The following is a 26,972-nucleotide window of genomic DNA, read 5'->3' on the forward strand; positions in this document are numbered from 1 at the left end:
AACTTCTTACGCGGCTTTGGCCATCTCATTGATCTTGGTGGTGGCGATCGTGTTGAGCAGCGCGTCGGCCTTCTTCTCCTCGCCGAGAGTCTCTTCCAGAAGGCTCGCAATGTCTTCCTGGCCGGCGATCTTCGCCCAGGCATGCAGCGAAGTATACCGCGCCATTTCGTAATGCTCGATGGCCTGGCCACAGGCGATCAAGCCGGCATCACGAACCGGGCTCGGCTCCTTTGCCTCGTCCAACAATTCCTCGCATTCCTCGATCAGGCCGTTGATGGCCTCACAAGTGACGCCCTGGGCACGCTTGCCGAGGATTTCGAAGACCTTCTGAAGACGCTCGATATGCACGGTCGTCTCCGTGCGATGCTCGGTGAAGGCCTGCTTCAGCTCCGGGCTCTGCGCCGCCTTGGCAAGCTTGGGCAGCGATTTCGAAACCTGACGTTCGGCGTAATACACGTCCTTGAGGAAATGCATGAAAAGTTCCGGCAAGGTGTCCATGGTAAACTTCCCTATGTTGGTCGAACCAAAATTCGGAGCGATCGGATCTGCAACCGCTGCCTGATGCCAAAGCTGGGGTCTGGGAAGGCAGGCCCAAGGGTGTCGCTGTTCACGCTCAGGTGTGGATCAGTCCGGGCTGTTCAAACAGCGACAAACCAGCGAGTTTGCGTGCTCATTCACGGGAGCGCTGTCATGGATTGGCCCACCCAACAAGGCACCTTCGATCTTGGCGCCCTCGCGCTGCAGTCGGGTGCGACCCTGCCGAATGCCAAAATCTCCTGGAAGGCGCATGGAACCCTCGGCCCCGCGCGCGATAATGTTATCGTCTATCCCACCAGCTACGGTGCGCAGCACCCCGATCTTGAATGGGCCATCGGGCCGGATAGCCTGCTCGATCCCAGCCGCTGGTTCATCGTCATCCCCGATATGTTCAGCAATGGCCTGTCCTCCAGCCCGTCGAACAACCCGGACTACCCGGAACTCGTCACCGCGCGGGACAATGTGTTGGCGCAGCAGCGCCTGCTGCGGGAGGTGTTCGGCGTCGAGCGCGTGGCCTGCGCCTATGGCTTCTCGATGGGTGCGCAACAGTCCTACCATTGGGCGGCGCTGGAGCCAGGGGTCGCCGAGCGCGCCATCATCGTCTGCGGCAGCGCGCGCACCGCGCCGCACAATAAGGTCTTCCTCGCGTCTCTGATGGCGACGCTGGAGGCCGCGCCCGAGCATATCGGCGGTGGCCGCTTCTCGTCGGAGCCGAAACCCGCCCTGCGCGCCTTCGCCCGCAACTATGCCGGCTGGGCGATGAGCCAGGATTGGTATCGCGCGGGGTTGCACCTGAGCAGCACGGGCGCCACCGACCTCGACGACTATCTCGACAATCACTGGCAGCCGGGCTTCAGCCTGGCGGCAGCCGACCTCTATGCCGGCCTGCGGACCTGGTACGCCGGGGACATCAGCGCCGGCACCGCGCATCAGGGCGACCTGGCGGCGGCTCTCAGTGCCATCGAAGCACGGGTTCTGCTCGTGCCCAGTGAGACCGACCTTTATTTTCCGGTCGCCGATAACGCCGCAGAACTGGCATCCCTGAAGTCGGGCGCTTTGAAGGCCATCCCGACAGTCTGGGGTCACGTGGCGGGCGCCCCGGACGGTATTCCGGAAGATTTCGCTTTTCTACGTGCAGCCGTGCGAGACTGGCTCGAACGATAATAACCCGGAACGGGACGCCATGGCCCTCGACACTACGCCTCACCGAATTGGCCCCGCATTTCGCCGATTTCTGGGCAATACCTTGTACGAAACCTTCGAGCATCTGGTGATGCTCACCCTCACCGTCGTGATCGTCGTGCTGATCGCGGTCGCGGCCTGGCATCTGGTGCTGACGACCTATGCGCTGCTGGCGAATGGCGAACTCGATCCCGGCAACCCCGTCATCTATCCAAATGTCTTCGCCATGTTCTTCACCGTGCTGATCGGGTTGGAGTTCAAGCGATCTTTCCTGATCGTCTCATCGACACAAACAAGCGTGGTGCGAATCCGCTCGATCATCCTGATCGGCCTGCTGGCCACCTTGCGGAAATTCATTATCCTGGACCTCAAGGAGATCAATGTGCTGGAGGTGCTGGCGGTCGCCGGCGCCATTCTGTCGCTTGGCATCGTGTATTGGCTGGTGCGCGACCAGGAGACACGGGCGCTCGATCAGCAGATGCGCGCCGCCGCTTCGGGGCTGCCGTCCGCCGAGTCCTGACCCGACGCCGATCGCTTGATAGTCTTCCACTTCAGACACTAAGGATTCCGCCATGCTGCGCCATATCGACCCCATTCTGTCCCCTGAACTGCTCGCGATCCTGCGGCAGATGGGCCATGGCGACGAAATCGCGATCGTCGATGCGAATTTCCCCTCGGTCACCATGGGCAAGCGCGTCGTCCGTGCGGACGGAGTCACTGCCACGCATATGGCCGAGGCCATCCTCAAGCTCATGCCGCTCGATGAATTCGAAACGGAGACGGCGTTTTCGATGAAGCAGGTCCATGCGCCGGAGGAGATGGCGCCGGTCTGCGAGGAGTTCGAGGCGATCGTGAAACGATACAGCGACGGCCGCTTCGCGCTGACGCCGCTGGAGCGGTTCGCCTTCTACGACCGCGTGCGGACCTGCTTTGCCGTGGTCGCCACCGCCGAGCGTCGGCTGTATGGCAACGTCATCCTGAAGAAGGGTGTCCTGCGACCGGGCGAGGGATAACTCTTAACTCACTGGTGGCCTTGCCAGAATCCAACTCGCCCCCAGCTAAGTTACAGACACGTCATTTAGCGGGAATAACACCATGCGCCTTCTTCTGATCATCCTCATCCTGCTGCTGCTCTTCGGCGGCGGCTACGGCTTCGTCGGCGGCGGCTTCGGCGGCTCCTATGGATATGGCCTCGGCGGCGGGCTCGGCCTGATCGTGATCATCATTATCGTGCTTCTCGTCGTCGGATGACCTTCGCCGGCGGCCCGGAGTGATCCGGGTCGCCGGCGCTACCTTGCGCGCACTACGCGGGCACGCCTTTGCTCGTGGAATATTCGAAATGAAGGGCCACGCCCTCATGCACCAGCGGATGAATGGCATGTGCCGCCATCGCCGCCTCTGAAAACCCCTGTAGAATCAATTTGAGCTTGCCGGGATAGGTTGCGACGTCACCGATTGCGAAGACGCCGGCAAGGCTGGTCTCGCAGGTTGCGGGCGTCACCGGCAGGTGGTGCATCTCCAGCGCCAAGCCCCAGTCGGCAATCGGCCCCAAATCCATCGACAGGCCGAAGAACGGCAGCAGCACATCGGCCGGCAGCAGCCGCACTTCACCCTGCAAGGTCGCGGCTTGCACGCCCGTCAGAATGCCGGCCTCCCCCACCAAACCCTGTAGCTGATAGGGGATCACCAGTTCGATCTCACCGGCCACCGCCGCCGCATCCAACCGTGCCGCCATTTCCGGCGCCGCGCGGAATTTCGGCCGGCGATGGATCACGGCGATGGACGCGGCGATGCCCTTCAAGGCCAGGGCCCAATCCACGGCCGAGTCGCCGCCACCCGCAATCACCACGCGCTTGCCGCGGAAATCCTCCCGCCGCCGCACGTAATATTGCACGCCACCGGTCGCCTCGTACTGCGTTAGACCGTCGAGAGGCGGGCGATTGGGCCCGAAGGCCCCGGCCCCGGCGGCGATGATCACCGCCCGCGCCGTGATGCGGTCACCGCGATCCGTATCGAGGGTAAAGGCCCCTGCCTGGCCGCTCAGGCCCGTGACGCGACGCCCGAGTAGGCGCGGTGCGGCGAAGGGTTCGATCTGGGCTTCGAGTCTGCTGACGAGGTCACCGGCTTCGATCGCCGGATGGGCCGGAATGTCGTAGATCGGCTTCTCAGGATAGAGCGCCGTGCATTGTCCGCCCACGGCGTCCAGGGCATCGATCAGCACGCAGCGCATCTTGAGCATGCCGCATTCGAAGACCGCGAAAAGCCCGGCGGGACCCGCGCCGATGATCGCGATGTCGGTGTCGATGACCTCAGCCATGAGCATTCGCCTTCAGTGTCATACCCTCGGGACGGACCCGACGCGCCGGAACTTAGGCGGCGGCCTTCCTGTCCGTCCACCCATGAGGCATGCTCGGCCCATGCCCGAAGTTTCGCCACCCGCCCTGCTGCTCGACCTGCCGACCCTCGCGGCGACGGAAGCGCTCGCCCGGCGCGTCGGCGCGCTGTTGCACCGCGAGGATGCCGTGTTGCTGAGCGGGCCCCTCGGCGCCGGCAAAAGCGCCTTCGCCCGCGCCCTGTTGCGCGACCTTGTGGGCGATCCGGCGATGGATGTGCCGAGCCCGAGCTTCACCCTGGTGCAGAGCTACGACACGCCGCGCGGCGTGGTGCATCATTATGATCTGTGGCGACTGGAGCCCGGACCCGATTTGCGGGAGCTGGGGCTGGACGAGGCTTTCCGCGACATCGCCCTCATCGAATGGCCCGACCGGTTGGGCGACCTGACGCCGCCCGATGCCCTGGCGATCGACCTGATGCCGGTGTCGGAGGAGGCGCGTCGCGCCCGATTGACCGGCTGGCCCGATCGGCTGGAGGCATTGGCCGCATGACGATGACACAGCCAAGCCTGGGCGAGATGCCGAAGAACCCGCCCCGCTACGGGATGATCCTTGCCGCTGGCCTCGGCACGCGCATGCGCCCGCTGACGGAAGACACGGCGAAGCCGATGCTCAGCCTGCAAGGGCGCACGCTTCTCGATCACGCGCTCGATCGGCTGGCGGCGGCCGGTGTCGAACAGGTGGTGGTCAATACCCATTGGCAGGCCGAAAAAGTCGAGGCGCATCTGGCGGCGCGATCCGAGGGGCCGAAAACCGTTGTGATGCGGGAGGATCGGCTTCTCAATACCGGCGGCGCTGTGGCGGCGGCGCTCGCCGCCGGCCTGCTGGGCGAGGCGCCCTTTTTTGTCGTGAACGGCGACGCCTTTTGGCTGGACGGGCCTGCGGTCGCCCTGGCCCGGCTTGCGGGATCGATGGAGGTCGAAGCGGGCGACAGTGGCGCGGAGGCGGTGCTGTTACTGCATCGCGGCGCCCAGGTCTCGGGGGAGGTCGGTGCCGGGGATTTCGCCTTGGACCGCTGGGGCATTCCCCGCCGCCCGAAGGAGAATGAACAGGTGCCCTATATCTTTGCGGGCGTTCAAATCCTGTCGCCGGCCTTGTTTCAGGATGCGCCGGCGGCGCCCTTCAGCATGAACCTGCTCTGGGATCGCGCGTTGGAAGCTGGAAAACTCCGCGCCATCGTGCATGACGGTTTGTGGTTCCACCTCTCTACGCCCCCTGATCTGGACCATGCCGAAGCCGAACTGCGGGAGCGCTCGACGGGAGAAACCCGTTGAGCCGACCGGCTCTGTGGTCGATTCCGGCCGGACACGCGTTCCTGGATGAAATGGCGCGCCGCTGGCTCGCGGACCATGGCGAACTATCGGATGGCGTGATCCTGCTGCCGACGCGGCGCGCGGCACGCGGGTTGAGCGAAGCCTTCCTCCGCGCCACCGATGGGCGGCCGATTTTGTTGCCGCGCATCGCGGCCGTTGGCGCGGCGGATGAGGCGGCGCTCACCCTCGGCGGTTTCGCGCTCGACCTGCCGCCGGCCATGCCGCAGGCACAGCGGCTGGCCGCCCTGTCCCGCCTCGTACTGGCACTTGAACGCGCGAGCGGCACGCCGACGGCAGGGCTCGACGCGACCTGGCGGCTGGCGCGCGAACTCGCGGCCCTGATGGATGAGGCCGAGCGCGCGGAAGTGCCGCTCGCCACCGCCCTGCGGGCGACAGTGCCGGAGGAACTCGCCGCCCATTGGCAGAAGACCCTGACCTTCCTGGCCATCGCCACCGAGCAATGGCCGGCGATCCTCGCCGATGCGGGGCTGATGGACCCGGTCGCGCGGCAGGTCCGGCTGTTGCATGCCCAAGCCGAGGCCTGGGAAGCGGCGGCACCGGCGTTTCCGGTTTGGATGGCCGGCATTGCCGGCGGCATTCCGACGGTGGCGCATCTCGCCCGCGTCGTGGCAGCGCTCCCCAAGGGTGCCGTCATTCTCCATGGCCTGGACCGGGCGATGGCCGATGAGGTCTGGGACACGCTTCAGCACGGCCATCCGCAGGCCGGCATGCAACGATTGCTCGGCGCCCTGGGTGCGACGCGCGGCGATGTGCGGCCCTGGCGAGAGGGTGCGGCCGAGAGCGGGCGCGCTGGCTTGCTCGCCCGCGCCTTGCTGCCGGCCGAGGCACTGGGCAGCTGGCGGGAAGCGGCGCCCTTGCCGCTGGAGGGCATGTTTCGCCTGCGCGCCGCCGATCAGCAGCAGGAAGCGCTGGCCATTGCCGCCATCCTGCGCGACGCCATCGAAACGCCGGCCGCGACCGCCGTGCTCGTCACGCCCGACCGCGCCTTGGCCGCGCGGGTGGTGGCGGAATTGGCGCGCTTCGGCATCACCGCCGATGACAGCGCCGGCGAGCCCTTGGCGGAATCGCCGCCCGCGACGCTGATGCGCCTGATCGCCCGCGCGGTGGCCGATGGCCTGGCGCCGGTGCCGCTCCTGTCGATGCTCAAGCATCCATTGGCGGCGCTCGGTCTGTCGCCCGGCGCCTGCCGCGCCGCTGCGCGCGCCCTGGAACTCGCCTGCCTGCGCGGGCCCCGCCCGCCCTCGCGGCTGGCGGGCTTGAGGGAGGCGCTGTCGCAATCGCGCAGCGAAGACCTACTCGCGCCGATGCTGCTGGATCGGCTGGAAGAGGCGCTGCGCCCCCTGCTCCTCCTCGTCGAGGGCGGGCAGGTTCAGAGCCCAGCCGTTTTGCTCGCGGCCCTCGCCGAAGCCGCCGAGGCAATCGCCACGACCGAGAACGCGCGCGGCGACCGTATGCTGTGGTCGGCTGAGGAGGGCGAGGCGCTCGCCACCATGATCGCCGAAGCCTTGCCGGCACTGGAAAGCCTGCCTGACACCGACCCGCGCGTGTTGCCGGGGCTGCTCGATGCGCTGCTGGAGGGTCAGGTCGTGCGCGGTCGTCGCGCGCTGCGTGGCCTCGGCGAAGGCGGCAGCATCCATCCCCGAATCTTCATCTGGGGCCTGTTGGAAGCGCGTCTGCAAAGCGCCGATGTCATCGTCCTCGGCGGCTTGGTCGAGGGCGTCTGGCCACCCGCGACCGATCCCGGTCCCTGGCTCAGTCGCCGAATGCGGGCCGAGGCCGGCTTGCCCTCGCCGGAGGAGATCATCGGCCAGACAGCGCATGATTTCGTGTCGGTGAGCTGTGCCGCACCCACCGTCATTCTCAGCGCGCCACGTCGCCTCGCCGGGGCGCCTGCAGTCCCGGCGCGCTGGCTCAAGCGGCTGGAGGCGATGCTGGCCGGCGGGCAACTGACGCTGCCCGAACATCCCGCGCTGGACTGGGCGCGGGCGCTTGACCAGCCGGCGGGCGCGCCGCAGCCGGTGGCGCCGCCGTCGCCGCGCCCGGCCGTGCCGCTACGGCCACGCCGGCTGAGCATCACCGAAATCGAGACGTGGCTCGCCGACCCTTATGCGATTCATGCCCGGCATATCCTGAGACTCAAAGAACTCGATCCGCTGGATCAGGCAACGGATGCCGCCGATTACGGTCGTCTGGTGCATGCGGGGATGCAGCATTTTCTGAAGGAAGCCGGCGCGGACTGGCGGCCGGATGCCCCGCTGCGGCTGCGCGCGGCGATGGAGCATGCGCTGGGGGACGCGAAGCTGCGCCCGGCGCTGGCCAATTGGTGGCGCCCGCGTCTGGTGCGGATCGCGGACTGGATCGCCTCGGTCGAAACCGCGCGGCGGGCGGGGCTGTCGCTGACCGCCATCGGTGCCGAGATTCCCGGCGAGTGGGAGCTGCGAGGCCCTGCCGGGGCGTTTCTGCTGCGCGGCCGAGCTGACCGGATCGAACGTCGGCAGGACGGCAGCCTCGGTCTGATCGACTACAAGACCGGCACCGTGCCGACTGAGAAGCGCGTCCGCGAAGGCCACGCGCCGCAACTGCCGCTGGAGGCCGCGATGGCGGCGGCCGGCGCCTTTGGGCCGATCTTCAGCGGCGCCACCGCCGAGATGAGCTATTGGCGCCTGCGCGGCGGCGCCGAGCCCGGCGAGGTGATCGAGCCGGTGCCCGATCAGGCCGAGCTTGCGGCGCTGATCGCCCAATCCGAGACGGCGTTGCTGGCCTTGATCGCGGCTTTCGACGATCCGGGCAAAGCCTATCTTGCCCGGCCGCATCCCGGCCGCGCTGCCCGCGATTCGGGGTATGGCCGCCTCGCCCGCATGGCCGAATGGGCCGGCGTCGGGGAGGACCCGGCGTGATGCGTCGCCTGTGGAATGCGCTTCGCTTTTCCACCCTACGGTCCCCCGTCGTAGGGTGGAAAAGCGCAGCGCATTCCACCGGCCACATCCGTGGGCATTCGGCATGACAACCACCGCTCAACCCTCACTCGCGCTCCCGCCGACGCCAAGCGCCGATGATGCGCGGGTGCGGGCCAGCCGCCACCAGATGGCGGCCTCGAACCCTGCCGTCTCGACTTTCGTGGCGGCCTCGGCCGGATCGGGCAAGACCAAGCTGCTGACCGACCGACTGCTGCGCCTGATGCTGACCGGCGTCGATCCCGGTCGTATCCTGTGCCTCACCTTCACCCGCAACGCCGCCGCCGAAATGGCCCTGCGGCTGCAGGACCGCCTCGGCATCTGGGTCAGCCTGCCCGACGAGGTGCTCGACCGCGCATTGCACGACCTGTCGGTTCCGCCGACGCCCGTGAACCGCAAGCGCGCGCGCAGCCTGTTCGCCATCGTGCTCGATCTGCCCGGCGGCATGCGCATCGATACCATCCACGCCTTCTGCCAATCCCTGCTGCGGCGCTTTCCGCTGGAAGCCGGAATCTCCCCCCATTTCCGGCTGGTGGAAGAGCGCGATGCCATGATCAACCTGCGGGAGGAGCAGGAGCATATGCTCGCCCGCGTGCATGACGGCACCGAAGGCATGGCCGGGGCGGTAGACGCCCTCGCCGCCCAGATCGGCACGGATGATCTCGACCGGCTGTTGCGCGACATCGATGGCGGGCGCGAACGATCCGAACACCTCCTCAAGCAGGATTTGTCCAGCCTGATCGCAGCCCAGCGGCGCGTCGTCGGCGCCAAGCGGACCGAGGCCGAGATTTGGACATTGGCGGTCGAAGGCGCCGACGACACGGACCTGCGCTATGCTCTCGGCGCAGTGTCGGAACGCGGCGCGCCCGGCGCGAAAGCCAAGGCGCTGGCGCTGCTCGACTGGCTCGCTGGCTCTCCTGAGCGTCGCCAGGAGACCTGGCAGAGCTGGAGCGACGGGCTGCTGACCAAGGGCGAGCCACGTTCCCTTACTTTCCTCGTCGGCAAAAAGCTCGACCTGGCCGAGCCCGATATCTGGCCGGTGATCGAGGCCGAGCAGCTTCGGCTCATGGCGCTGAACGACGCCTTCGCCGCCGACCGCCTGGCCACGCTCTCAGCCGCCTTCCTGCGTCTCGCGCTGCCGGTGCTGAAGGCCCAGGCGCGGCGGCGGCAGGTGGAGGGGTTGATGGATTACGGTGACCTCATCCTCCGCTCCAATGATCTGCTGCGCGATCCCGGCGCCGCCTGGGTGCTGTTCAAGCTCGACCACGGTCTCGATCACCTGTTGCTGGACGAGGTGCAGGACACCGCGCCCGGCCAATGGAGCATTGCCGGCAGCCTGACGGAGGAGTTCTTCGCCGGCGCCGGCACGCGGGACGCCAATGAGAAGACCAAGCGCACGGTCTTCGCCGTGGGTGACCGCAAGCAATCCATCTACGGCTTCCAGGGCGCCGACCTGCTGTCCTTCGACGCCTGGCGCGGCAAGCTGCGGGACCGGGTTCGCACCGCAAAGCGAGAGTGGCATGACGGCGCGCTCGACGTGTCCTTCCGCTCCGTCGTGCCGGTGCTGGCCCTGGTCGATGCCGTCTTTGCCGACCCCGAAGCGGCGCGTGGCGTGGTCGAGACCGCCGGTGAGCCGCTGCAGCATGTCTCGGCGCGACCCGAGGATGGCGGCCGGGTGGAGCTATGGCCGCTGATGCCCCGGCAGATCACGCCGGCGCCGGAGCCCTGGCTGATCCCCGACACCAACCTCGCCCAGGCCTCGGCACCCAGCCGGCTTGCCCGCGCGCTGGCGCAATGGATTGCGCAGGCCACGACCGGCGGCATGATGCTGGAGAGCCAGGGGCGGCCGGTGACGCCGGGCGACATTCTCGTGCTGCTGCAAAAGCGCGCGCCCTTCGCGCCGCTGCTGGTGCGGGAACTGAAAGCCGCCGGCGTGGCCGTCGCGGGGCTCGACCGGCTGGAACTCACCGCCCAGGCGGCGGTGCAGGATCTCATGGCGCTGGCGGATAGCCTGCTGCTGCCAGAGGACGATCTCGCCTTCGCCTGTTGGCTGACCAGCCCGCTCGGCAATCTGACCGATGACAGTCTGATGGCTCTGGCGGCGGGTCGCACGCAGCGACATCTGTTTGAGGCGCTGCGCCTCCGCGCGGCGGAACGGCCCGACTGGCAGACGGCCTGGACCTTCTTCCGCGCCCTGCAGCCGCGCGTCGATTACGCCAGCCCGCATGCCCTGTTCTCCCAGGCGCTCGGCGCCCTCGGCGGGCGGGCGCGGCTATTCCATCGCCTGGGCGCGGAAGCGGCCGAGCCGGTGGATGAATTGCTCGGCGCGGCGTTGACCTATGGCGCCAGCCACGCGCCCTCGCTGCAGGGCTTTCTCCACTGGCTTCGCCAATCCACCACCGAGGCCAAGCGCGAGCCCGGCGCCGCCGGGGATGCGGTGCGCATCATGACCGTCCATGCCTCCAAGGGTTTGCAAGCGCCGATCGTCATCATGGCCGATGCCGCAGGCCGGCCGCCGCCCAGTCGCGGCAATCTGCTGTGGATGCGCAACGAGGCGGATGGGTCGGACCTGCCGATCTTCTGCCCGCGCCGGGACATGCATTGCGAGGAGAGCCTGAGCTTTCAGTCCCAGATGCAGGTACGCGCGGTCGAGGAGCATCACCGTCTGCTCTATGTCGCTATGACCCGCGCGGAGGACCGGCTGCTGGTCTGCGGTTGGGAAACCGGCACGCGCGGCACGGCGCCGACCTGGCACGATCTGATCGGGCGCGGCTTCGATCGGCTGGAGATCGCGCCGGAGGAGATGGCGGCGGGCGCTTGGCCCGAAACGATCCGGTCACTTTCCGCGCCGCAGCGCCGGCCGCCGCCAATGAGCAAGGCGGAAACGACGTCGCTCGTCGTCGCCCCCATGCCGCCATGGTTGGGCCAAGCGCCGGAGTGGCGGGCGTCACCACCACCGCCGGAGCCCGCACGACCAAAACCCCTGGCACCAAGCCGACCGGATCAGGCCGCCTTCGGCCCTGTGCCGCAAGCCGATTCACCGGTCGCGGCCCGCACCTTCGGCCAGGCGGCGCGCGGGGCACGCTTCGCACGCGGCACGCTGATCCACGGCCTGCTGCAACATCTGCCCGACATCGCGCCGATGCGGCGGGCGGAGGCCGGGCGCGGCTTCCTGACGCGGCCCGGCTCGGCGTTGGACGCGGCGGAGGCCAAGCGCGTGCTGGCCCAATGCCTCGCCGTGCTGGACCATCCCTCACTCGGCCAGGCCTTCGCGCCCGGCAGCCGGGCGGAAGTGCCGCTGGCGGGTGAGGCCGGCGGCGTGGTGATCACCGGTATCGTCGATCGCCTCGCGGTGTCCGACCAGCAGGTGGTGGCGATCGACTTCAAGACCGGCCGCCAGCCACCGGCGGAGATCGGCGAAACGCCGATCCTCTATCTGCGGCAAATGGCAGCCTATCGGGCTTTGCTGCGCGCGATCTTCCCCGGCCGTGCCGTGCTTTGCGCTCTCGTTTGGACCGAAACCGCGACGGTCACACCCCTGCCGGATGCTATGCTCGACGGCTACGCGCCGGGGAGCACGTCCTAGGGCGGAAAAGCGCAGTTCCGCCTAAACCCCAAATTCCGTCAGCGCACGGTCGAGCCAGATGAGGTTGTCGCCGTCTGGAAACCAGGCCGCGCGGGCGGCGACCAAATCGGCGTCGTCGCGCGGAAATTCGATGCTCGCCGGCAGATCGGCGGGAAGATAGATGGCCTGGCAGAGCGGATAGTCCCGCACCCGCCATTCCGGCCGATGGGTGGTGAAGAAGGCGAGGCACGGCACCGAGAAGGCATCGGCCAGATGCATCGTCGCCGTGTCGGTGGAGATCACGCAACGGGCGCCCGCGACCAGGGCGCAGAGTTCGCGAATGGTCTTGCAGACCGGCGCCGCGATGGCACCTCCGCTCGGCGGCCCCTGCGTCAAGACCGGCCCGCTCAGTCGGGCGATGACGGCGCCATGCACGGCCTCCGGCATATTCCGCAAGGCGATCGAGGCCGTTGGGCAGACGAGCGTATATCCGGGCGAGAGGCCGAGACCCGGAAGCCGCCCGGCGCGGGGCGCCAGCCAGGTATTGCGCTTGAGAACCGACGCCACGCTGTCAGGCGCCACGCCTAGGCGGCTCAAAAAGAAGTCGATCATGGAAATGCGGGCAAATCCTGGGTCATAGGCGAAGTCGCGCATATCGATGACCGGCCCGGCCAGATCAGCCTCCGCCATCGGCACCACGGCGGCGAGATCACCGGCGAGATCATAGAGCTGCGGCAGCAGCGGTTTCGCCGCCGAGTCGATCCGGGCCAGCACGACGGGTCCCTCAATCGCGCCGATGGTGCGCGCGACCGAGAGTGCCTGCAGCCCGATGATTCCGTCGCCGAGGCTGATACCGAAGCCGTTTAGGATGGTGATCGGCGGCAAATCCGCATATCTCCCGCGCCGTTCCGAGCCCGCACGCCTGAAGTGCCCGAGCCAGTGCTTGCTCCTGGGGGCCGGATGCACCACGTTTGTTGCAACACACCATAGCCGTCCTTCGTTTCAGGACCGCTACAGCAAATGAGGTTCCCATGGCCGGCAATACCAAGGCTGTCACGGACGCGAGTTTCGATGCCGACGTTCTGAAGGCGACCGGTCCGGTCGTCGTCGATTTCTGGGCGGAATGGTGCGGTCCGTGCCGCGCGATTTCGCCCGCGCTGGAAGAGATCTCGGCCGAATATGCCGGCAAGATCACCATCGCCAAGGTGAATATCGATGAAAATCCCGAGACGCCGAACAACTACGCCGTGCGCGGTATCCCGACCCTGATCCTGTTCAAGGACGGCAAGCCGGCGGCGACGCAGGTTGGCGCCGCGCCGAAGAGCGTGCTGAAGGCTTGGATCGAGCGCAGCCTGTAGTCGGCGCCCGGACATGGCGGTGCGCGAGCCCCTGATCCGCGTCATCGCCATGCCGGCGGACACCAATCCGTCGGGCGATATCTTCGGCGGTTGGCTGATGGCGCAGATGGACCTTGCGGCGGGCAACCTCGCCCATCGCATCGCCAAGGGCCGCTGCGTCACTGCCGCCGTCGATGGCATGGCGTTCCTGTCACCGGTCCAGGTAGGCGACGAGGTCAGCTTCTTCGCGGAACTTCTCTCCATGGGTCGCACCTCCATGAAGATTACGGTCGAAGCCGAGCGTCGGACGCGGTTCGAGACGGATACAATTCCGGTCACGAAGGCGACCTTCACCTTTGTGGCGCTCGATGAAAGCCGCAAGCCGAGGCCGATCAATCCGGGTTGAACGACGACCGGGCTGATGGCGGAATGCTCTCCGCTTTTCCGCCCTACTCTGGAATGGTAATTTCCATGCCGTCATAGGCGGGTTCCAGCCCGCGCGGCAGATTGCGCATCATCCAGCCCCAATCCATGTCGGTGCCCATATGGGTGAGGATGGTGCGCCGCGCGCCAAGCTTCGCCGCCCATTCCACCACCATCGCCAAGGACGCATGGGTCCGATGCGGCTCACGCTGGAAACAATCGACCATCCAAGTGTCGATGCCTTCCAGAGCCGCCCAAGCCGGCGCATCGAGATCCACCACATCCGTGCAATAGGCGAAGCGGCCGAGGCGAAACCCGAGCGTGGTTGAGAAGCCATGGTCCTGGTCGAAAACCTCGATCTCGATCCCGGCAAGGGAGACGCGGTCGCCGCTTTTCACGACATCGATGTCCAATACCGGGCGGATGAAGCCGGGCGGACGCCATGGCAGGAAGGCGTAATCGAAACGGCGCTGCAACTCGCTCACGGTATGGGCGTCGGCCCGCACCGGCATCGGCCGCCCGATGATGCGGTTCAGGATGCGCACATCATCCAGCCCCAGAATGTGGTCGGCATGGGAATGGGTGAACAGGATCCCCTCCACGGAGACGATGCCGTGGTCGATCAACTGGGTCCGCATATCCGGGGAGGTATCGACCAGAAAGCGTCGGCCGCTATTGCCCTGCACCACGATGCTCGACCGGGTGCGTCGGTTGCGCTTTTCTGCCGGGTCGCATTCGCCCCAATCGCCCCGACCATCGGCGCCGCCGATCATCGGCACGCCCGCAGAGCCGCCGCAGCCCAAAACGATTACTTTCAAGCTGCAATCGCCTTCGGATAAAGCCGGCGGAAATTCGCCGTGGTCAGAGCGCCAAGCGCCTCTGTTTCCAGCCCGCGCACGGTGGCGAGCGTCGCGGCCGTATGGGCGACCCAGCCGGGTTCGTTGCGCTTGCCGCGATGGGGCATCGGCGCGAGGTAGGGCGAATCCGTTTCCACAAGGATACGGTCAGCCGGCATATCCCGCGCGATGTCGCGCAACTCGGTCGATTTCGGAAAGGTCAGGATGCCGGAGAAGCTGATATAGCCGCCCATCTCCATGGCCGCCTCGGCCAGCGGTCGACCGGCCGTGAAGCAATGGAGCAAAAAATCGAAGGGGCCGCCGGCATCGCGCTCCTCCCGCAGGATTGCCTCGATATCCGCGTCGGCACTGCGGGCGTGAATGGCCAGAGGCAATCCCGCCTGCCGGGCGGCGCGGATATGGGCGCGGAAGCCCGCCTGCTGCACCTCATGCGGCGCCGTCTCATAGAAATAGTCGAGGCCGCTTTCGCCGATGCCGATGACCTTGGGGTGTTGGGTCATGGCGACGAGATCGGCCGGATCGGGCACCGGCTCCTCATGCGCATGCTGGGGATGGATGCCGACCGAACACCAGATGCCCGGCTGATCCTCGACGAGCGCGAGAATACGGCGGGACTGTTCCAGGCTGGTGCCGATGGACACCATCTCCCCCACGCCGGCGGCGCGAGCGCGGGCGATGACCTCGGGCAGTTCCTCGTCCTTGAAATAGTCAAGGTGGCAATGGCTATCGATCAGCATGCTAGGCAGCTTCCTCGACGAAGCGCGGGAAGATGCCCTGCGGCGCGGGCAGGATGCTGCCCTCGACCAGCGGCTGCGCCAGCCCAGCAATGTCACGCGCCTCGGCCGGCACACCGACCTGATCCAGCATCCGCGCCGTGCTATCCGGCATGAAGGGCTGCAGCACGGTGGCCACCGTGCGGATGACATCCGCGAGCACGCGCAGCACCGCGCCCATGCGCACGACATCTGTCTTCTTCAGCGCCCAGGGCGCCTGGTGGTCGATATAGGCATTGGCCGCGCGGATGACGCGCCAGGCGTCTTCGAGGCCGTTATGGAAGGCCTGGCTATCGATCGCCGCGCGCATCTGGCCGGGCAGCGCCGCCGCCTGCTCGAGCAGAGCGCGATCGGCTTCGGTCACCGGTTCGGGCAACGGTGGCAGCCGGCCCTCGCAATTGCGCGCGATCATCGACAGGCTGCGCTGCGCGAGATTGCCGAGATCGTTGGCGAGTTCGACATTGAGGCGGCTGATCAGCCCGCGCCGGCTGTAATCGCCGTCATTGCCGAAAGGCATTTCCCGCATCAGGAAGAACCGAACCGCATCGCGCCCGAATTCCTCGATCAGGGCAGATGGCTCGATCACATTGCCGATCGACTTGCTCATCTTCTCACCGTCCACCGTCCACCAGCCATTGGCGCTGACGCGCTTCGGCGCGGGCAGGCCGGCGGCCATCAAGAAGGCGGGCCAATAGACGGCATGGAAGCGGATGATGTCCTTGCCGACCATATGGACATCGGCCGGCCAAAAATGCGCCCGCGGTGCTGCCGCATCGGGATAGCCGATGGCGGTGAGATAGTTCGTCAGCGCATCGAGCCAGACGTACATGACATGAGCGGGATCGTTCGGCACCTCGACGCCCCAGGTGAAGCTGGTGCGACTGACGGACAAGTCGTTCAAGCCGCCCTTCACGAAACTCAGCACTTCGCGCTTTTGTGCATGGGGGGCGATGAAATCGGGGTTCGCCTCATAGAAGGCGAGCAGCCGGTCGCCCCAGGCGGAGAGGCGGAAGAAATATGACGGCTCCCGCACCCACTCCACCGGCGCGCCGCTGGGGCCGACGCGAATGCCGTGGACATTGGTGGTCAGCTCATCCTCGGCATAGAAGGCCTCGTCCCGCAGGGCGTACCAGCCTTCGTAATGGCCGAGATAGATGTCACCCGACTCGACCAGTTTGTTCCAGAGCGCGGCGCAGGCCAGCTTGTGGCGTGGCTCGGTGGTGCGGATGAAATCGTCGTTGGAAATGCCCAGGCCCGCCGCCATCATGCGGAACTCCTCGGCGAAACCATCGGTGAAGGTCTGCGGATCGAGGCCCGCATCCAACGCCGCCTTCTCGACCTTCTGGCCGTGCTCGTCCGTGCCGGTCAGGAAGAAGACCTCGTAGCCGTCCAGCCGCTTCCAGCGGGCCACGACATCAGCCGCGATCGAGGTATAGGCGTGACCGATATGCGGCGCCCCGTTCACGTAATAGATCGGCGTCGTCACATAGAAACTGTTGGTCATGTCCCTGCCATCACGCTGAGGCCGGCCAGAACCGCCTGACGGCGATCGAGGGCAAGGCGCTCAGTCTCATCCTGGATGTGCGTCAGCGCCTGCCATACCGCACCCCAGCCCTCAAGGGAACGCGACGCCAGCAGCCGCGCCTGATCGGCATCCGGCAGGCCCCGCGCGCCCTGCCGCACGGTCAGACTGACGGCTTGGCGCAGCATCTCCATGAACAGCGAAAAATCCGTCTCGTCCCGCGCCACAGCATCCGCCACGGCATGCGCGGAAGCGCCTGTCGGCAGCGAGGCCAGCACGCGCGACACCTGCGCCGCCATCGCGGGGCCATCACCCTCCGCCAAGGCCAGCGCACGGCCCGGCGCGCCTTCGGCCATGACCGCCAAGTGGTGGCGATCCTGGGCGCTAAGATCGGGCAAAGCGGTGGCGAGCAGCGTCTCGGTCTCGGTCACCGAGAGCGGCGACAGGCGCAGCCGGCGGCACCGGCTGCGGATGGTGGAGGGCAATAGCCCCGCCGCATGCGACACCAGCAGCAGAAGGGCGCCGGTCGGCGGCTCCTCCAGCAGCTTCAGCAGGGCATTGGCGGCATTGGGGTTCATCTCCTCGGCGCCATCGACGATGACGACGCGCCAGCCGCCCTCGCCCGCCGTGCGGCGCAGGAAATGCGAGACCTCCCGAACCTCATCGACCACGATCTCCTGCCGCATGCGCTTGCGTTTCTCGTCCATGCCGCGCTCGACGGTCATGAGGCCGGCATGGGTTCCGGCGGCGATGCGGCGGAACACGGGATCGGCGGGATCGACATGGAGGCTCTCGCCCGGCTTGCGGCCGGCGAGCAGCGTGCGGGCGAGGCGATAGGCGAGTGTCGCCTTGCCGATGCCGCGCGTGCCGGTAATCAGCCAGGCATGGTGCAGGCGCCCGCTGGTCCGCGCCTGCTGCCAGCTTTGCTCTGCCGCGTCATGGCCGAGCAGGTCAGGATTGTCGCGCGGTGTCAGTTTGCGCCCAGCAGCTCGATATCGAAGATCAGCGTGGCGCCGGGCGGAATGACGCCGCCGGCGCCCTGGTCGCCGTAAGCCTGATCGGGCGGAATGATGAGCGTGCGCTTGCCGCCGACATGCATGGTGGCAACGCCCGCGTCCCAACCCGGAATGACCTGCTGGTCGTTCAGGATGAAGCTGAAGGGCTGGCTACGGTCGCGCGAGCTGTCGAACTTGCGGCCCTTCTGGCCGTTATTGTCCAGCCAGCCCGTGTATTGCACCACGACCGTCTGGCCGCTCTGCGGCTCCGGCCCAGTGCCGACGACTTCGTCATGATATTTGACGCCGGACGGCAGGGTCGTGAAATCGTCGGCCGAAGCGGCGATATTGGCGGTCATCAGGAAAGCTCCAACAAGTGGCAAAAGGAAACGGCGCATGGACGATACTATCCTTGACTGAGGGAGGCCGCGAGCCGGGATCGGACGTGGCTGACGACATCCTGTTGCACGACATCGATGGCACGGTCGGCGTCGATGAGGATGGTGCGGTAAGGATCCTGGGCCGCCTGGGCACGAAATGAGGCCCGCACGCGCTGGTGGAACCCGAGGTCGAGACCTTCGAAACGCCCCTCATCGGTCGCGTCATCGGCCAGGCGCCGGCGGCTGCGGCCGATGCCTGTGGCAGGATCGACATCCAGCAGCACCGTGAGATCGGGGCGGAAATCCTCCACGAAGCGGCGATGCAGATCGAGAATGAGGTCAGCCTCGATGCCGCGCCCGCCACCTTGATAGGCGAGCGTGGAGCCCAGGAACCGGTCACACAGCACGACGCGGCCGGCCGCCAACGCCGGGCGGATGACGCGCTTGACGTGCTGGATGCGGGCGGCGGTCATCAGCAGAAGTTCGGAGCCTTGGTCCCAGACGGCGCCGGAGGCCGCGAGCAGCAAGGCGCGGAGTTCCAGCCCTTCCGGCGTACCGCCGGGCTCGCGCGTCGACAGCACGTCATGCCCATCGGCGGTGAGCGCCGCCGCGAGGGTTACGAGCGCACCGCCCTTGCCGGCGCCGTCCCCGCCTTCGAAGGCGATGAAGGGAGCGTTCGCCGTCATCCGCGCACGCGAACCCCCTCAAAGTAACCGTCATGCGCGGACTTGATCCGCGCACCTACCCGTTGCGGCGCCCTGACGGCGTGTGGGCGCCACAGCGGGTAGGCCCGCGGATCAAGTCCGCGGGTGACGAGTTCGGAGTGGCGAGGACGGGTCAACGACCCACCGTCCCTAAGCGCGGGTGATGAAATGCCGCAGACGCGCAAAGGCGCGGCCGGGCAAACCAAGACGCGGCACGGCGTTCATGGCGACCAGCGGCGCGCTGGCGGCGGCCTGCCCACTCGGGATGCCGACGCCGCTCAGGCTGATCTGGCCAATCTTCTGCCCGGCGACGATCGGGGCGGGCACCGGCGCGGCGTAATCCACCGCAACCTTGGCCGAGTTGCGCCAACCCTGCGGCAAGGTCACCACCGTGGTCTGAGCAACCGTCAGCCCCACGGTCGGCGTCTCCCCCAACCAGACCTGCGCGGCCGTCACTTGCTGGCCCGGCGTGAACAGCGGCACGTCCTCGAAATTGTTGAACGCCCAGTCCATCAGCCGCTTGGATTCCGTGACGCGCGAGTTCCATGTCGGCAAGCCATTGAGCACGACGATGATGCGGCGATCGTTGCGCATGGTGGTGCCGGCGAGGGAATAGCCGCCCTCCTCGGTATGACCGGTCTTGAGACCGTCCCCGAGGCCCGCCGTCACCAGCGGATTGCGATTCTGCTGGCTGATCTTGTTGTACGTGAAGTTCTGCTCGCCCGCGTAATGGTAGTAATCCGGGAAGTCGCGAATGATGCGCTCACCGAGCGTCGCGATGTCGCGCACCGACATGACATGGCCATCCGCCGGCCAGCCTGAGGCATTGACGAAATGGGAGGCCGTGAGGCCGAGCTTCTTGGCCTCGTCGTTCATCATATTGGCAAAGGCGCTTTCGGACCCGCCGATGCCCTCGGCCAGCGCCACCGCCGCGTCATTCCCGGAATCGACGAAGATGCCCCGGATCAGATCCTCGACCGTGACGTTGGTCCCGACCTGAATGAACATGCGCGACCCGCCCATGTGCCAGGCCTGCTCGCTGACGAGGAAGGTCTGGTCGAGGCGCAGCTTGCCCGACTTCAACTGGCTGAAGGTGATGTAGATCGTCATCAGCTTGGTGAGGGAGGACGGCGGGCTGGCGGTATCGGGGTCTTTTTCGAGCAGAACGGCGCCGGTGTTGAAATCGATGACAATGGCATGGCTTGCCACCGTGTCCAGCGGCCCGATCGGGGTATTCGCGGGGGTCGAAACAGCAGCGGCGTTGCTGGCGGGTCCGCCCTCGTCACCGCCGGCGGCGCCCGCAGCGGGGGCACCCGGCTTGGCGGCATGCACGCGCTTGCGGGCCCAGGCGGGCAAAGCCGCAAAGCTGCCGATGGCGGCGGTGGAGAGCAACAGGAGGCGGCGGGTGTTCATGAGGCGATTCCGATGGAAGCGGGGGCTATCTGACGACAATCGTCGCGTCGATGCCGCCGGAGCGTAACGTCGAAGCGAGCGCCGCATCGGCTTGCGGCACGGACGGATAGGGGCCGGTGAGGACACCATAGAGCGTGCGTCCCTCACCCGCGAGGGCGATGACATGGGCGTTGGGAAGGCCCGACAGACCGGCCGAGGCGCGCCAGGCATCGCTCTGACGACCGAAGCTGCCCGATTGGATGTAGAGGCTGCCGGGATCGGCAGGACCCTGCGTCAGCGTCACCGGCAGATCGAGCGGCGGCACAGCCTGCGCGACCGCCTGTTCGCCGGCGCCTGCGGACGGACCCACAGCATTGCCGCCCGATTGGGCGACGCCCGCCGGCGGCGCGAGGCTCGCCGACTGGAATCCGGTCACCGGTGCGGCGGCGATCTTGATGCCGCCCCCGAGGCTATCGGCCAGCGCCTGGCTCGGCCCCTGCTGGATCACGATCCGCACTTCGGCCGCGCCATCGGCGGGAATGCCAAGCAGGTCGGCGGCCTTGGGCGTGACTTCCAGAATCCGGCCCGGATCGGCGGGCCCGCGGTCATTGAGGCGCAACAGAAGCTGCCGCCCGGTCTGCAGATTGGTGACCTGAACGATCGCCGGCAGTTGCAGCGTCGGGTGCGCGCCGGTCATGGCATCCGGGTCATAGCCCTCACCATCGGCCGTGACGCTCGGCGCATCGTCGCCATAGACAGAGGCGAGACCGGTGCGGGTGTAGCCGAGATCCTCGCGCGGATAGTGCCAAACGCCCTGCGCCTCATAGCCCGAGCCGATCGTATAGACGGGGTGGGACGCGACGGGCGGCGCGCGATGGGTGCAGCCGGCCACGACCAGCGCCGTCGCGAAAGCCAGGGTCAGCTTCATGCGGTGACGATATCGCCGAGCAAGCCCACCGAGAGGGCGTAGAAATCGGATGGGTTGTAGCGGCGGATCGCCTTGTAATTCGGATAGACCAGGAAGGAACTGCCGCCGACACCATCAGGCTGGATCAGGCGCGCCGGCATCGCGGAGGAAACCGCCCGGTGGCCGGGCAAACGGCGCACGCCCATGGCGAGCCAGTTCGACAAGGGTTGCGCCTGGTCGGGGTCATTTCCGGCCGCATCGACGCCAGCGCCCAGGACCACCGACTCGCCCCAGGGCTCGCCGTTCCGCCAGCCGGAGACGTGCAGATAGTTGCCGATCGAGGCCAGGCTATCGGGCGTATTGGTCCAGATGTCGCGGCGGCCATCGCCCGTGAAATCCACCGCCAGCTTGAGGTAGACGCTGGGCATGAATTGCGGCTGGCCCATGGCGCCGGCGTAGCTGCCGGTCATGGCGGCGGGCGTGATATCGCCATGGTCGAGGATGCGCAGTGCCGCGAGCAATTCCGATTGGAAATAGCTCGCCCGATGGCTGCTCCAGCCCAGCGTCGCCAGGGCCTGCACCACCGAAAACCCGCCGGTGGTCGTGCCGTAATTGGTCTCCAATCCCCAGATACCCATGATGACGCTGGGATCGACGCCGAAGCGGTCCTGCACGGCGGCCAGGGTGGTGCGGTAGGCCGCGAAATTCTCCTTGCCATGCGCGATGCGCGTCGCCGACAGGCGGCCGGCGGAATACTGCGCCCAGGTCTGGGTGAATTCCGGCTGGCGATTGATGAGGTCGATCACAGTCTGATTGGCGGTGAGGCCATTCAGCGTCGCGCGGCGCGTGGCGTAGCTTATGCCATTCGCTGCGGCCTTGGCGTCGAAAGCCACCAGGAAGCTGTAGAAGCTGCCATCGGCCGCGCGCGCAGGCGCTGCGGCGCCGAGCACGAGCGCCCCGGAGGCGGCGGGAATCAGACTGAGAAGGGTGCGGCGGAACATGCGCAATCTCTGCCAGAGCGCGCGGGGCGGAGCAACTGAAGCCTGCGCCATCTTCAAACGGTCGCTATTGAGAGATCACTCAGACATCAGCCCTGCCACGCCCACCCTTGCACGGCCTTCGGTCGCGGGCGCATTCTTATACTATGAGGCCATGAGAGGCTGAAGGCCCGCACGGGCGGGCTCACGGAGACGGTTGATGGATGGCGAAACGGAATCTCGGCGCATTACGCTTTACGAGCAGGGCGATTTCGTCGGCATGCGCGCGGCGGGCCGGTTGGCCGCCGAAGTGCTCGACATGATCGCGCCGCATGTGGTGCCGGGCGTCACCACCGACCGGCTCGACAGCCTGTGCCATGACTTCATCCTCGCGCATGACGCGGTGCCGGCGCCGCTGAACTATCGTGGTTTTCCGAAATCGATCTGCACCTCGATCAACCATGTCGTGTGCCACGGCATTCCGGGCGAGCGGCGCCTGGAAGACGGCGACATCCTCAATATCGACATCACCGTGATCCTGAACGGCTGGTATGGCGACACCAGCCGCATGTATGTCGCGGGCAATGCCAGCACCCGCGCCAAGCGACTGATCGACGTCACGTATGAGTCGCTGATGCTCGGCATCGCGGCGGTGAAGCCGGGGGCGACGCTGGGCGATATCGGCCACGCCATCCAGAGCTTCGTCGAACCGCAGCGGTTTAGCATCGTGCGGGATTTCTGCGGCCACGGCATCGGGCGGCGCTTCCACGAGCCGCCGAACATCCTGCATTACGGCCGCGCGCGGGAGGGCACGACGCTGCGCGCCGGCATGTTCTTCACGATCGAGCCGATGGTGAATGCCGGTCGTTCGGACGTGAAGATTCTGGATGACGGTTGGACTGCCGTAACACGCGACCGCAGCCTGTCGGCGCAGTTCGAACATATGATCGGCGTGACGAAGGACGGGTGCGAGATCTTCACGCTGTCGCCGGCCGGGATGACGAAACCGCCTTACGATTGAAGGTTTTGTGCCCTCTAAACAGGGCAGCGCAATACGATGCGATACTGCATCGTATTTGGATGGGCGGCTGGGTCTACATCATGAGCGGTCGGCGCAACGGGACGCTTTATATCGGCGTGACGACCGACATCGTCGCCCGCGCCTGGCAGCATCGAAATGGGCTGGTAGCGGGTTTTACCAAACGATACGGGCTTTCTATCCTGGTCCATGTCGAAACGCATGAGTCCATTCTCGCGGCCATTCAACGGGAGAAGACGTTGAAGCATTGGCCGCGTATCTGGAAGATCGCGCTGATCGAACGCGGCAACCCAGACTGGTCTGACCTGTTTCCGTTGTTGGGGTAAGCTGCTTGGTTCAACGCAGCCCGTTTCACCGTCCCCACTCTTCACCATCACTCTCTTTACCGTCATCCGCGGACTTGATCCGCGGACCTACCCGGTCGGGCGCCCAAACGCCGTCATGGCGCCGCAACGGGTAGATGCGCGGGTCAAGCCCGCGCATGACGGTGAGTTTTTGGGTGCCGACGCCCGAACCTCCATCGATCCATTTTCGAAACATATTCCCCCCATCCCTACGTCGTGCGACGATCACGCATGGTCATTCCCCCACACCTCGCAGACGCCATGGGTCTGTTCACCGGCCTGCCGGAGACGAAGGCCGCCCCGACCGCGTCAGTCGCGGGCGCCGACGGCCATCGCACTCGCATGCGCAACCGCCTGCTGACCGCCGGATCCGACTCCCTGGCGGATCACGAGGTCCTGGAAATGACGCTGTTCCTCGCCCTGCCCCGCCGGGACACCAAACCCGTCGCCCGCGCCCTGCTGACGCGCTTCCGTAGCTTCGCCGGCTGTATCTCCGCCACACCCCAGGAACTGCGTGAGATCGAAGGCCTGGGGGATGCCGGGGTCGCCGCCCTTAAGACCATTCAAGCGGCGGCGCTCAGGTTGATGCGTGCCGAACTGATCGACCAACCCGTCCTCAATAGTTGGCAGCGCCTGATGGACTATCTGACCGCCGTCCTGGCGCGCGAGAAGGTCGAGCACTTCCGCGTCCTCTATCTCGACACCCGCAACCGGCTCATAGCGGACGAAGGCCAAGGGCGCGGCACCGTCAATATGACGCCCGTCTACCCGCGCGAGATCGTCCGCCGCGCCCTGGAGTTGAACGCGACCGCCCTGATCCTGGTCCATAACCACCCCAGCGGCGACCCGACGCCCTCGGCCCAGGACATCACCATGACCCGCGCGATCCACGCCGCCGCGCAGCCGCTGTCGGTGATGGTCCACGATCACGTCATTATCGGGAACGGCCGCTGGGTGAGCTTCCGGAAAGAGGGCTTGCTCTGACGGCATCAGGCACGGCGACATTTCGTCTTGTGCCGACCCACAAGCCCTATTGGCGGCTTGTCTCGAGTTACAAATGAATCTACGAGCGCAAAGGTAGACCTGCACCGTTCAGGCTTCTTGTATGGGCTATGCGTGGCAAAGCCCGACACCCCGACGACGTGGACTGGAGGTCGAGACCGCGTGGCTGCTAGCTTCGAGAGATCGATGCGTGTCGAGATCCGCTCGCAGGCTGGCGGCGCCGGGATCTCCATGTTGATCGGCATCCTCGTCCTGGCCGGCTACGGCCTGGGTTTCGAACCCCTATGGTGCCCCGTGCCCAGCCTGCCCGGGACGCACCCGGTGACGGCAATCTGCCTCGTCCTGCTGGGCCTCGGCGCGTGGCCGACGACCAGCCAGGCGGCCACCTGGCGTGTCATCCCCCAAATGGCTGTCGGAATCGCCGTGCTTCTGGCCGTTCTGTGCGTTTGCGATCACCTGCTCGACACGCATGTCATCGGTTGGATCACGCCCTTCCACGCGACGTTGCGCGCGCAGGCGGCGAGCGGGCGCCCGATCCATTTTGCGATGAACAGCGCCCTCGCGCTGCTCGGTCTGGGCCTTGCCCAATTTCTCCTGCCGCATGGCCGGATACGGACCTCTCAGGTCGCCCTGTTCTTTTCCGGCGCCATCTTGATGACCGCGCTCATTGGCTTTCTCGACGGATTGGGCCGTTTCCACGACTTCATGGGGCCGCTGACGCTTCTGGGCAGCGCCGCACTGATTGTGTCGGTTCTGGCAGCCGCTTCGTCTGGCGGGTTCCTGGCCGCCGTCCTGAAGGATTCCGAACCCGGACGCCTGGCCCGCATGCTGCTCCTGTCCTGCACCGTGATCATCCTGGGGATCGGCGCAATCGTCGCCCGCAGCGTCAGCGCCGAAGACGATCCGATCCTCACATACCAAACCGTCGCACTGCTCGCGCTGACCTGGGTCATCGTGGTGGCAAGCACGATCCGCGCCGACATGATCGACCTGCTCCGGCGTCAAGCGGACGCGAAGCTCATCCAGGATGCCAGCACGGACGCGTTGACGGGCCTGCTCAGTCGCAATCAGCTGGACAAGGTCTTGAGCGAGCCACACGGCGATTCAACACGCACCGCCATGCTCACAATCGACGTCGATCGGTTTCGCTCCGCCAACAATGCCCTCGGCACCGCGCTCGGAGACGCCCTTCTCATTCAGACAGGCAAGCGCCTGTCCGCCGTCGCACCGCACTACAAGGTGGCGCGATCCGGCGGCGACGAGTTCGTCATCTTCTGCGAGTCGATTGACAGAGCCGCCGCCCTGCAGCTTGCCGAGGCGGTGGTCGCGACGATGGCCGTGCCCTTCGAGCTGGGCGGGCGGCAGTTTCGGGTCACCTCCAGCGTCGGCGTCGCCCATGGCGGCACCTCCGGTGCTGCGGATCTTCGCGATGCGGCGGATGAGGCGATGTTCATCGCCAAACAGCAAGGCGGCAACCAGGCGGTGCCGTTCGTGAAGGCGTTGCATGACGCGCGGATGGAGCGTGTGCGGCTCGAACAGGATCTGCATCGCGCCATGGGCTGCGACGACGAGTTGACCCTCGTCTATCAACCCATCATCAGCCTGCGTGATCGCGGCATCGTTTCCCTAGAGGTCCTGGCCCGCTGGATGCACCCGGTACTCGGCGCCATACCGCCGAGCCGTTTCATCGCCATCGCCGAGGATTCGGGTTTGTTTCTGGAACTCGGCCGGAAGCTGCGTGAGATGGCAGTCCGCCAGGCGGCCACCTGGGCCGTCACACAAAACGGCTGTCTGCCGGTGATCAATCTGAACGTCTCCCCGCTCGAATTGGCGCGCTCCGACGTGCCTGGACAGCTGATGGCCGCCATCGAGCGTCATGGCCTGCGAACGAGCGGCTTTTGCCTGGAAGTCACGGAAGGCAGCTTCAGTGACGAGCGGGCCCTCGAAGGGCTTCAGGATGCCCGGCGCCGCGGCTTTCTCATTGCCATGGATGATTTCGGCGTCGGCTATTCGTCCCTCGCCCAGTTACCGCGCCTGCCGCTGTCCTCCGTAAAGCTCGACCGCAGCTTCCTGACGCGCGCGACCGAGAACGATGATGGCTTGAGCCTGCTCGCGACGATGGTTCAGCTTTCCCACGTGCTCAAGCTGCCGGTGGTGGCCGAAGGCGTGGAAACGCTGAAGGAACTCGACATCGTTTCGGCCTGCGGGTGCGATTCGGTGCAAGGATTCATCTTCTCGCGGCCCCTGACGGCGGCGCAGTTGGAGCCTTTCCTGCTCGCCAATCGCCCCTGGCCGACGGAGCAGCCGGTCTTCGTCGCCAGTTGAGCGGTCTTCCGAGATTTCCTAATCTTCTCT

At 66.5% G+C, this 26,972-nt stretch carries 26 protein-coding genes; 14 read left to right on the forward strand and 12 right to left on the reverse strand.

The window, feature by feature from the left end:
- Window positions 1-6: 6 nt before the first annotated feature.
- Complete coding sequence (locus QP803_RS13535; protein ID WP_284943993.1) at window positions 7-498, reverse strand: YciE/YciF ferroxidase family protein; 492 nt, start codon at window positions 496-498, stop codon at window positions 7-9.
- A 192-nt stretch (window positions 499-690) separates the two neighbouring features.
- Between QP803_RS13535 and QP803_RS13540 the strand changes: the two genes are divergently transcribed.
- The 4 genes from QP803_RS13540 (at window position 691) to QP803_RS13555 (ending at window position 2,970) form a co-directional block, all read left to right on the forward strand.
- Window positions 691-1,701 (forward strand): alpha/beta fold hydrolase, encoded by a 1,011-nt coding sequence (locus tag QP803_RS13540; protein ID WP_284943994.1) that lies wholly within the window; start codon window positions 691-693, stop codon window positions 1,699-1,701.
- A 19-nt stretch (window positions 1,702-1,720) separates the two neighbouring features.
- Window positions 1,721-2,239, forward strand: a complete 519-nt coding sequence (locus QP803_RS13545) for a phosphate-starvation-inducible PsiE family protein (RefSeq protein WP_284943995.1) — start codon at window positions 1,721-1,723, stop codon at window positions 2,237-2,239.
- A 52-nt stretch (window positions 2,240-2,291) separates the two neighbouring features.
- Window positions 2,292-2,732 carry an RbsD/FucU family protein gene (locus tag QP803_RS13550; RefSeq protein ID WP_284943996.1) on the forward strand — a complete coding sequence of 147 codons (441 nt, stop codon included), beginning with the start codon at window positions 2,292-2,294 and terminating at the stop codon, window positions 2,730-2,732.
- 82 nt (window positions 2,733-2,814) lie between these two features.
- Complete coding sequence (locus QP803_RS13555) at window positions 2,815-2,970, forward strand: hypothetical protein (protein ID WP_284943997.1); 156 nt, start codon at window positions 2,815-2,817, stop codon at window positions 2,968-2,970.
- A gap of 52 nt (window positions 2,971-3,022) precedes the next feature.
- Here the strand turns inward: QP803_RS13555 and QP803_RS13560 are convergent, their stop codons facing one another.
- Window positions 3,023-4,036: an NAD(P)/FAD-dependent oxidoreductase gene (locus QP803_RS13560; protein WP_284943998.1), complete on the reverse strand. Its 1,014-nt coding sequence runs from the start codon at window positions 4,034-4,036 to the stop codon at window positions 3,023-3,025.
- A gap of 100 nt (window positions 4,037-4,136) precedes the next feature.
- Here QP803_RS13560 and tsaE point away from each other — a divergent pair, with 100 nt between their 5' ends.
- From tsaE to addA, 4 genes are all read left to right on the forward strand, one after another.
- Window positions 4,137-4,604, forward strand: coding sequence for a tRNA (adenosine(37)-N6)-threonylcarbamoyltransferase complex ATPase subunit type 1 TsaE (gene tsaE, locus QP803_RS13565; RefSeq protein ID WP_284943999.1), 468 nt, complete (start codon window positions 4,137-4,139; stop codon window positions 4,602-4,604).
- 26 nt (window positions 4,605-4,630) lie between these two features.
- Window positions 4,631-5,386, forward strand: a complete 756-nt coding sequence (locus QP803_RS13570) for a nucleotidyltransferase family protein (protein WP_434082921.1) — start codon at window positions 4,631-4,633, stop codon at window positions 5,384-5,386.
- A complete protein-coding gene (gene addB, locus QP803_RS13575; RefSeq protein ID WP_284944001.1) occupies window positions 5,383-8,343 on the forward strand; it encodes a double-strand break repair protein AddB in 2,961 nt (986 codons plus the stop codon). The genes QP803_RS13570 and addB overlap by 4 nt, the downstream gene beginning before the upstream one ends.
- 103 nt (window positions 8,344-8,446) lie before the next feature.
- Window positions 8,447-11,986 carry a double-strand break repair helicase AddA gene (gene addA, locus QP803_RS13580; RefSeq protein ID WP_284944002.1) on the forward strand — a complete coding sequence of 1,180 codons (3,540 nt, stop codon included), beginning with the start codon at window positions 8,447-8,449 and terminating at the stop codon, window positions 11,984-11,986.
- A gap of 21 nt (window positions 11,987-12,007) precedes the next feature.
- Here the strand turns inward: addA and QP803_RS13585 are convergent, their stop codons facing one another.
- A complete protein-coding gene (locus QP803_RS13585) occupies window positions 12,008-12,850 on the reverse strand; it encodes a glycosyltransferase family 9 protein (protein ID WP_284944003.1) in 843 nt (280 codons plus the stop codon).
- A 146-nt stretch (window positions 12,851-12,996) separates the two neighbouring features.
- On the opposite strand from QP803_RS13585, the gene trxA reads away from it, so the two are divergent.
- Both trxA and QP803_RS13595 read left to right on the forward strand, forming a co-directional pair.
- On the forward strand, window positions 12,997-13,323 hold the full coding sequence (trxA, locus tag QP803_RS13590) for a thioredoxin TrxA (RefSeq protein WP_284944004.1): 327 nt from the start codon (window positions 12,997-12,999) through the stop codon (window positions 13,321-13,323).
- 13 nt (window positions 13,324-13,336) lie between these two features.
- Window positions 13,337-13,708 carry an acyl-CoA thioesterase gene (locus QP803_RS13595; protein WP_284944005.1) on the forward strand — a complete coding sequence of 124 codons (372 nt, stop codon included), beginning with the start codon at window positions 13,337-13,339 and terminating at the stop codon, window positions 13,706-13,708.
- 43 nt (window positions 13,709-13,751) lie between these two features.
- Here the strand turns inward: QP803_RS13595 and QP803_RS13600 are convergent, their stop codons facing one another.
- The 9 genes from QP803_RS13600 to QP803_RS13640 all read right to left on the reverse strand — a co-directional run bounded on the left by QP803_RS13600 (window position 13,752) and on the right by QP803_RS13640 (window position 22,256).
- Window positions 13,752-14,543 carry an MBL fold metallo-hydrolase gene (locus tag QP803_RS13600; protein WP_284944006.1) on the reverse strand — a complete coding sequence of 264 codons (792 nt, stop codon included), beginning with the start codon at window positions 14,541-14,543 and terminating at the stop codon, window positions 13,752-13,754.
- Entirely contained in the window at window positions 14,540-15,319 is a 780-nt protein-coding gene (locus tag QP803_RS13605; protein ID WP_284944007.1) for a TatD family hydrolase, read from the reverse strand. The genes QP803_RS13600 and QP803_RS13605 overlap by 4 nt, the downstream gene beginning before the upstream one ends.
- Window position 15,320: 1 nt before the next feature.
- Entirely contained in the window at window positions 15,321-16,859 is a 1,539-nt protein-coding gene (gene metG, locus QP803_RS13610; RefSeq protein WP_284944008.1) for a methionine--tRNA ligase, read from the reverse strand.
- Window positions 16,856-17,851 carry a DNA polymerase III subunit delta' gene (locus QP803_RS13615; RefSeq protein ID WP_284947917.1) on the reverse strand — a complete coding sequence of 332 codons (996 nt, stop codon included), beginning with the start codon at window positions 17,849-17,851 and terminating at the stop codon, window positions 16,856-16,858. Before QP803_RS13615 ends, metG begins: the two co-directional genes overlap by 4 nt.
- Window positions 17,848-18,231, reverse strand: coding sequence for an FKBP-type peptidyl-prolyl cis-trans isomerase (locus QP803_RS13620; RefSeq protein WP_284944009.1), 384 nt, complete (start codon window positions 18,229-18,231; stop codon window positions 17,848-17,850). Before QP803_RS13620 ends, QP803_RS13615 begins: the two co-directional genes overlap by 4 nt.
- 47 nt (window positions 18,232-18,278) lie before the next feature.
- Entirely contained in the window at window positions 18,279-18,938 is a 660-nt protein-coding gene (gene tmk, locus QP803_RS13625) for a dTMP kinase (RefSeq protein ID WP_284944010.1), read from the reverse strand.
- Window positions 18,939-19,106: 168 nt separating this feature from the next.
- Window positions 19,107-20,369, reverse strand: coding sequence for a D-alanyl-D-alanine carboxypeptidase family protein (locus QP803_RS13630; protein WP_284944011.1), 1,263 nt, complete (start codon window positions 20,367-20,369; stop codon window positions 19,107-19,109).
- Between the two features lie 25 nt (window positions 20,370-20,394).
- Entirely contained in the window at window positions 20,395-21,276 is an 882-nt protein-coding gene (locus QP803_RS13635) for an SPOR domain-containing protein (RefSeq protein WP_284944012.1), read from the reverse strand.
- A complete protein-coding gene (locus QP803_RS13640; protein ID WP_284944013.1) occupies window positions 21,273-22,256 on the reverse strand; it encodes a lytic murein transglycosylase in 984 nt (327 codons plus the stop codon). Before QP803_RS13640 ends, QP803_RS13635 begins: the two co-directional genes overlap by 4 nt.
- Window positions 22,257-22,452: 196 nt before the next feature.
- Here QP803_RS13640 and map point away from each other — a divergent pair, with 196 nt between their 5' ends.
- The 4 genes from map to QP803_RS13660 all read left to right on the forward strand — a co-directional run bounded on the left by map (window position 22,453) and on the right by QP803_RS13660 (window position 26,942).
- Window positions 22,453-23,253 carry a type I methionyl aminopeptidase gene (map, locus tag QP803_RS13645; protein WP_284944014.1) on the forward strand — a complete coding sequence of 267 codons (801 nt, stop codon included), beginning with the start codon at window positions 22,453-22,455 and terminating at the stop codon, window positions 23,251-23,253.
- A 59-nt stretch (window positions 23,254-23,312) separates the two neighbouring features.
- Window positions 23,313-23,597 carry a GIY-YIG nuclease family protein gene (locus QP803_RS13650; protein WP_284944015.1) on the forward strand — a complete coding sequence of 95 codons (285 nt, stop codon included), beginning with the start codon at window positions 23,313-23,315 and terminating at the stop codon, window positions 23,595-23,597.
- 279 nt (window positions 23,598-23,876) lie between these two features.
- Window positions 23,877-24,599: a RadC family protein gene (gene radC, locus QP803_RS13655; protein ID WP_284947918.1), complete on the forward strand. Its 723-nt coding sequence runs from the start codon at window positions 23,877-23,879 to the stop codon at window positions 24,597-24,599.
- A gap of 204 nt (window positions 24,600-24,803) precedes the next feature.
- The gene (locus QP803_RS13660; RefSeq protein WP_284944016.1) at window positions 24,804-26,942 is read left to right on the forward strand and encodes a putative bifunctional diguanylate cyclase/phosphodiesterase; all 2,139 of its coding nucleotides are present in this window, start codon (window positions 24,804-24,806) and stop codon (window positions 26,940-26,942) included.
- The last annotated feature ends 30 nt before the right edge of the window (window positions 26,943-26,972 follow it).

This window comes from Acidisoma sp. PAMC 29798 (assembly GCF_030252425.1).
GTDB lineage: Bacteria > Pseudomonadota > Alphaproteobacteria > Acetobacterales > Acetobacteraceae > Acidisoma > Acidisoma cladoniae.

Coding starts and splice junctions, on each gene's coding strand:
- QP803_RS13570 (WP_434082921.1), top strand. CDS start 4,631: ATGCCGAAGAACCCGCCCCGCTACGGGATGATCCTTGCCGCTGGCCTC.
- QP803_RS13640 (WP_284944013.1), bottom strand. CDS start 22,256: ATGTTCCGCCGCACCCTTCTCAGTCTGATTCCCGCCGCCTCCGGGGCG.
- addA (WP_284944002.1), top strand. CDS start 8,447: ATGACAACCACCGCTCAACCCTCACTCGCGCTCCCGCCGACGCCAAGC.
- QP803_RS13545 (WP_284943995.1), top strand. CDS start 1,721: ATGGCCCTCGACACTACGCCTCACCGAATTGGCCCCGCATTTCGCCGA.
- QP803_RS13605 (WP_284944007.1), bottom strand. CDS start 15,319: ATGCTGATCGATAGCCATTGCCACCTTGACTATTTCAAGGACGAGGAA.
- QP803_RS13535 (WP_284943993.1), bottom strand. CDS start 498: ATGGACACCTTGCCGGAACTTTTCATGCATTTCCTCAAGGACGTGTAT.
- QP803_RS13635 (WP_284944012.1), bottom strand. CDS start 21,276: ATGAAGCTGACCCTGGCTTTCGCGACGGCGCTGGTCGTGGCCGGCTGC.
- map (WP_284944014.1), top strand. CDS start 22,453: ATGGATGGCGAAACGGAATCTCGGCGCATTACGCTTTACGAGCAGGGC.
- tsaE (WP_284943999.1), top strand. CDS start 4,137: ATGCCCGAAGTTTCGCCACCCGCCCTGCTGCTCGACCTGCCGACCCTC.
- QP803_RS13660 (WP_284944016.1), top strand. CDS start 24,804: ATGCGTGTCGAGATCCGCTCGCAGGCTGGCGGCGCCGGGATCTCCATG.
- QP803_RS13620 (WP_284944009.1), bottom strand. CDS start 18,231: ATGACCGCCAATATCGCCGCTTCGGCCGACGATTTCACGACCCTGCCG.
- QP803_RS13540 (WP_284943994.1), top strand. CDS start 691: ATGGATTGGCCCACCCAACAAGGCACCTTCGATCTTGGCGCCCTCGCG.
- trxA (WP_284944004.1), top strand. CDS start 12,997: ATGGCCGGCAATACCAAGGCTGTCACGGACGCGAGTTTCGATGCCGAC.
- radC (WP_284947918.1), top strand. CDS start 23,877: ATGGGTCTGTTCACCGGCCTGCCGGAGACGAAGGCCGCCCCGACCGCG.
- QP803_RS13555 (WP_284943997.1), top strand. CDS start 2,815: ATGCGCCTTCTTCTGATCATCCTCATCCTGCTGCTGCTCTTCGGCGGC.
- tmk (WP_284944010.1), bottom strand. CDS start 18,938: ATGACGGCGAACGCTCCCTTCATCGCCTTCGAAGGCGGGGACGGCGCC.
- QP803_RS13650 (WP_284944015.1), top strand. CDS start 23,313: ATGGGCGGCTGGGTCTACATCATGAGCGGTCGGCGCAACGGGACGCTT.
- QP803_RS13595 (WP_284944005.1), top strand. CDS start 13,337: ATGGCGGTGCGCGAGCCCCTGATCCGCGTCATCGCCATGCCGGCGGAC.
- QP803_RS13560 (WP_284943998.1), bottom strand. CDS start 4,036: ATGGCTGAGGTCATCGACACCGACATCGCGATCATCGGCGCGGGTCCC.
- metG (WP_284944008.1), bottom strand. CDS start 16,859: ATGACCAACAGTTTCTATGTGACGACGCCGATCTATTACGTGAACGGG.
- QP803_RS13550 (WP_284943996.1), top strand. CDS start 2,292: ATGCTGCGCCATATCGACCCCATTCTGTCCCCTGAACTGCTCGCGATC.
- QP803_RS13630 (WP_284944011.1), bottom strand. CDS start 20,369: ATGAACACCCGCCGCCTCCTGTTGCTCTCCACCGCCGCCATCGGCAGC.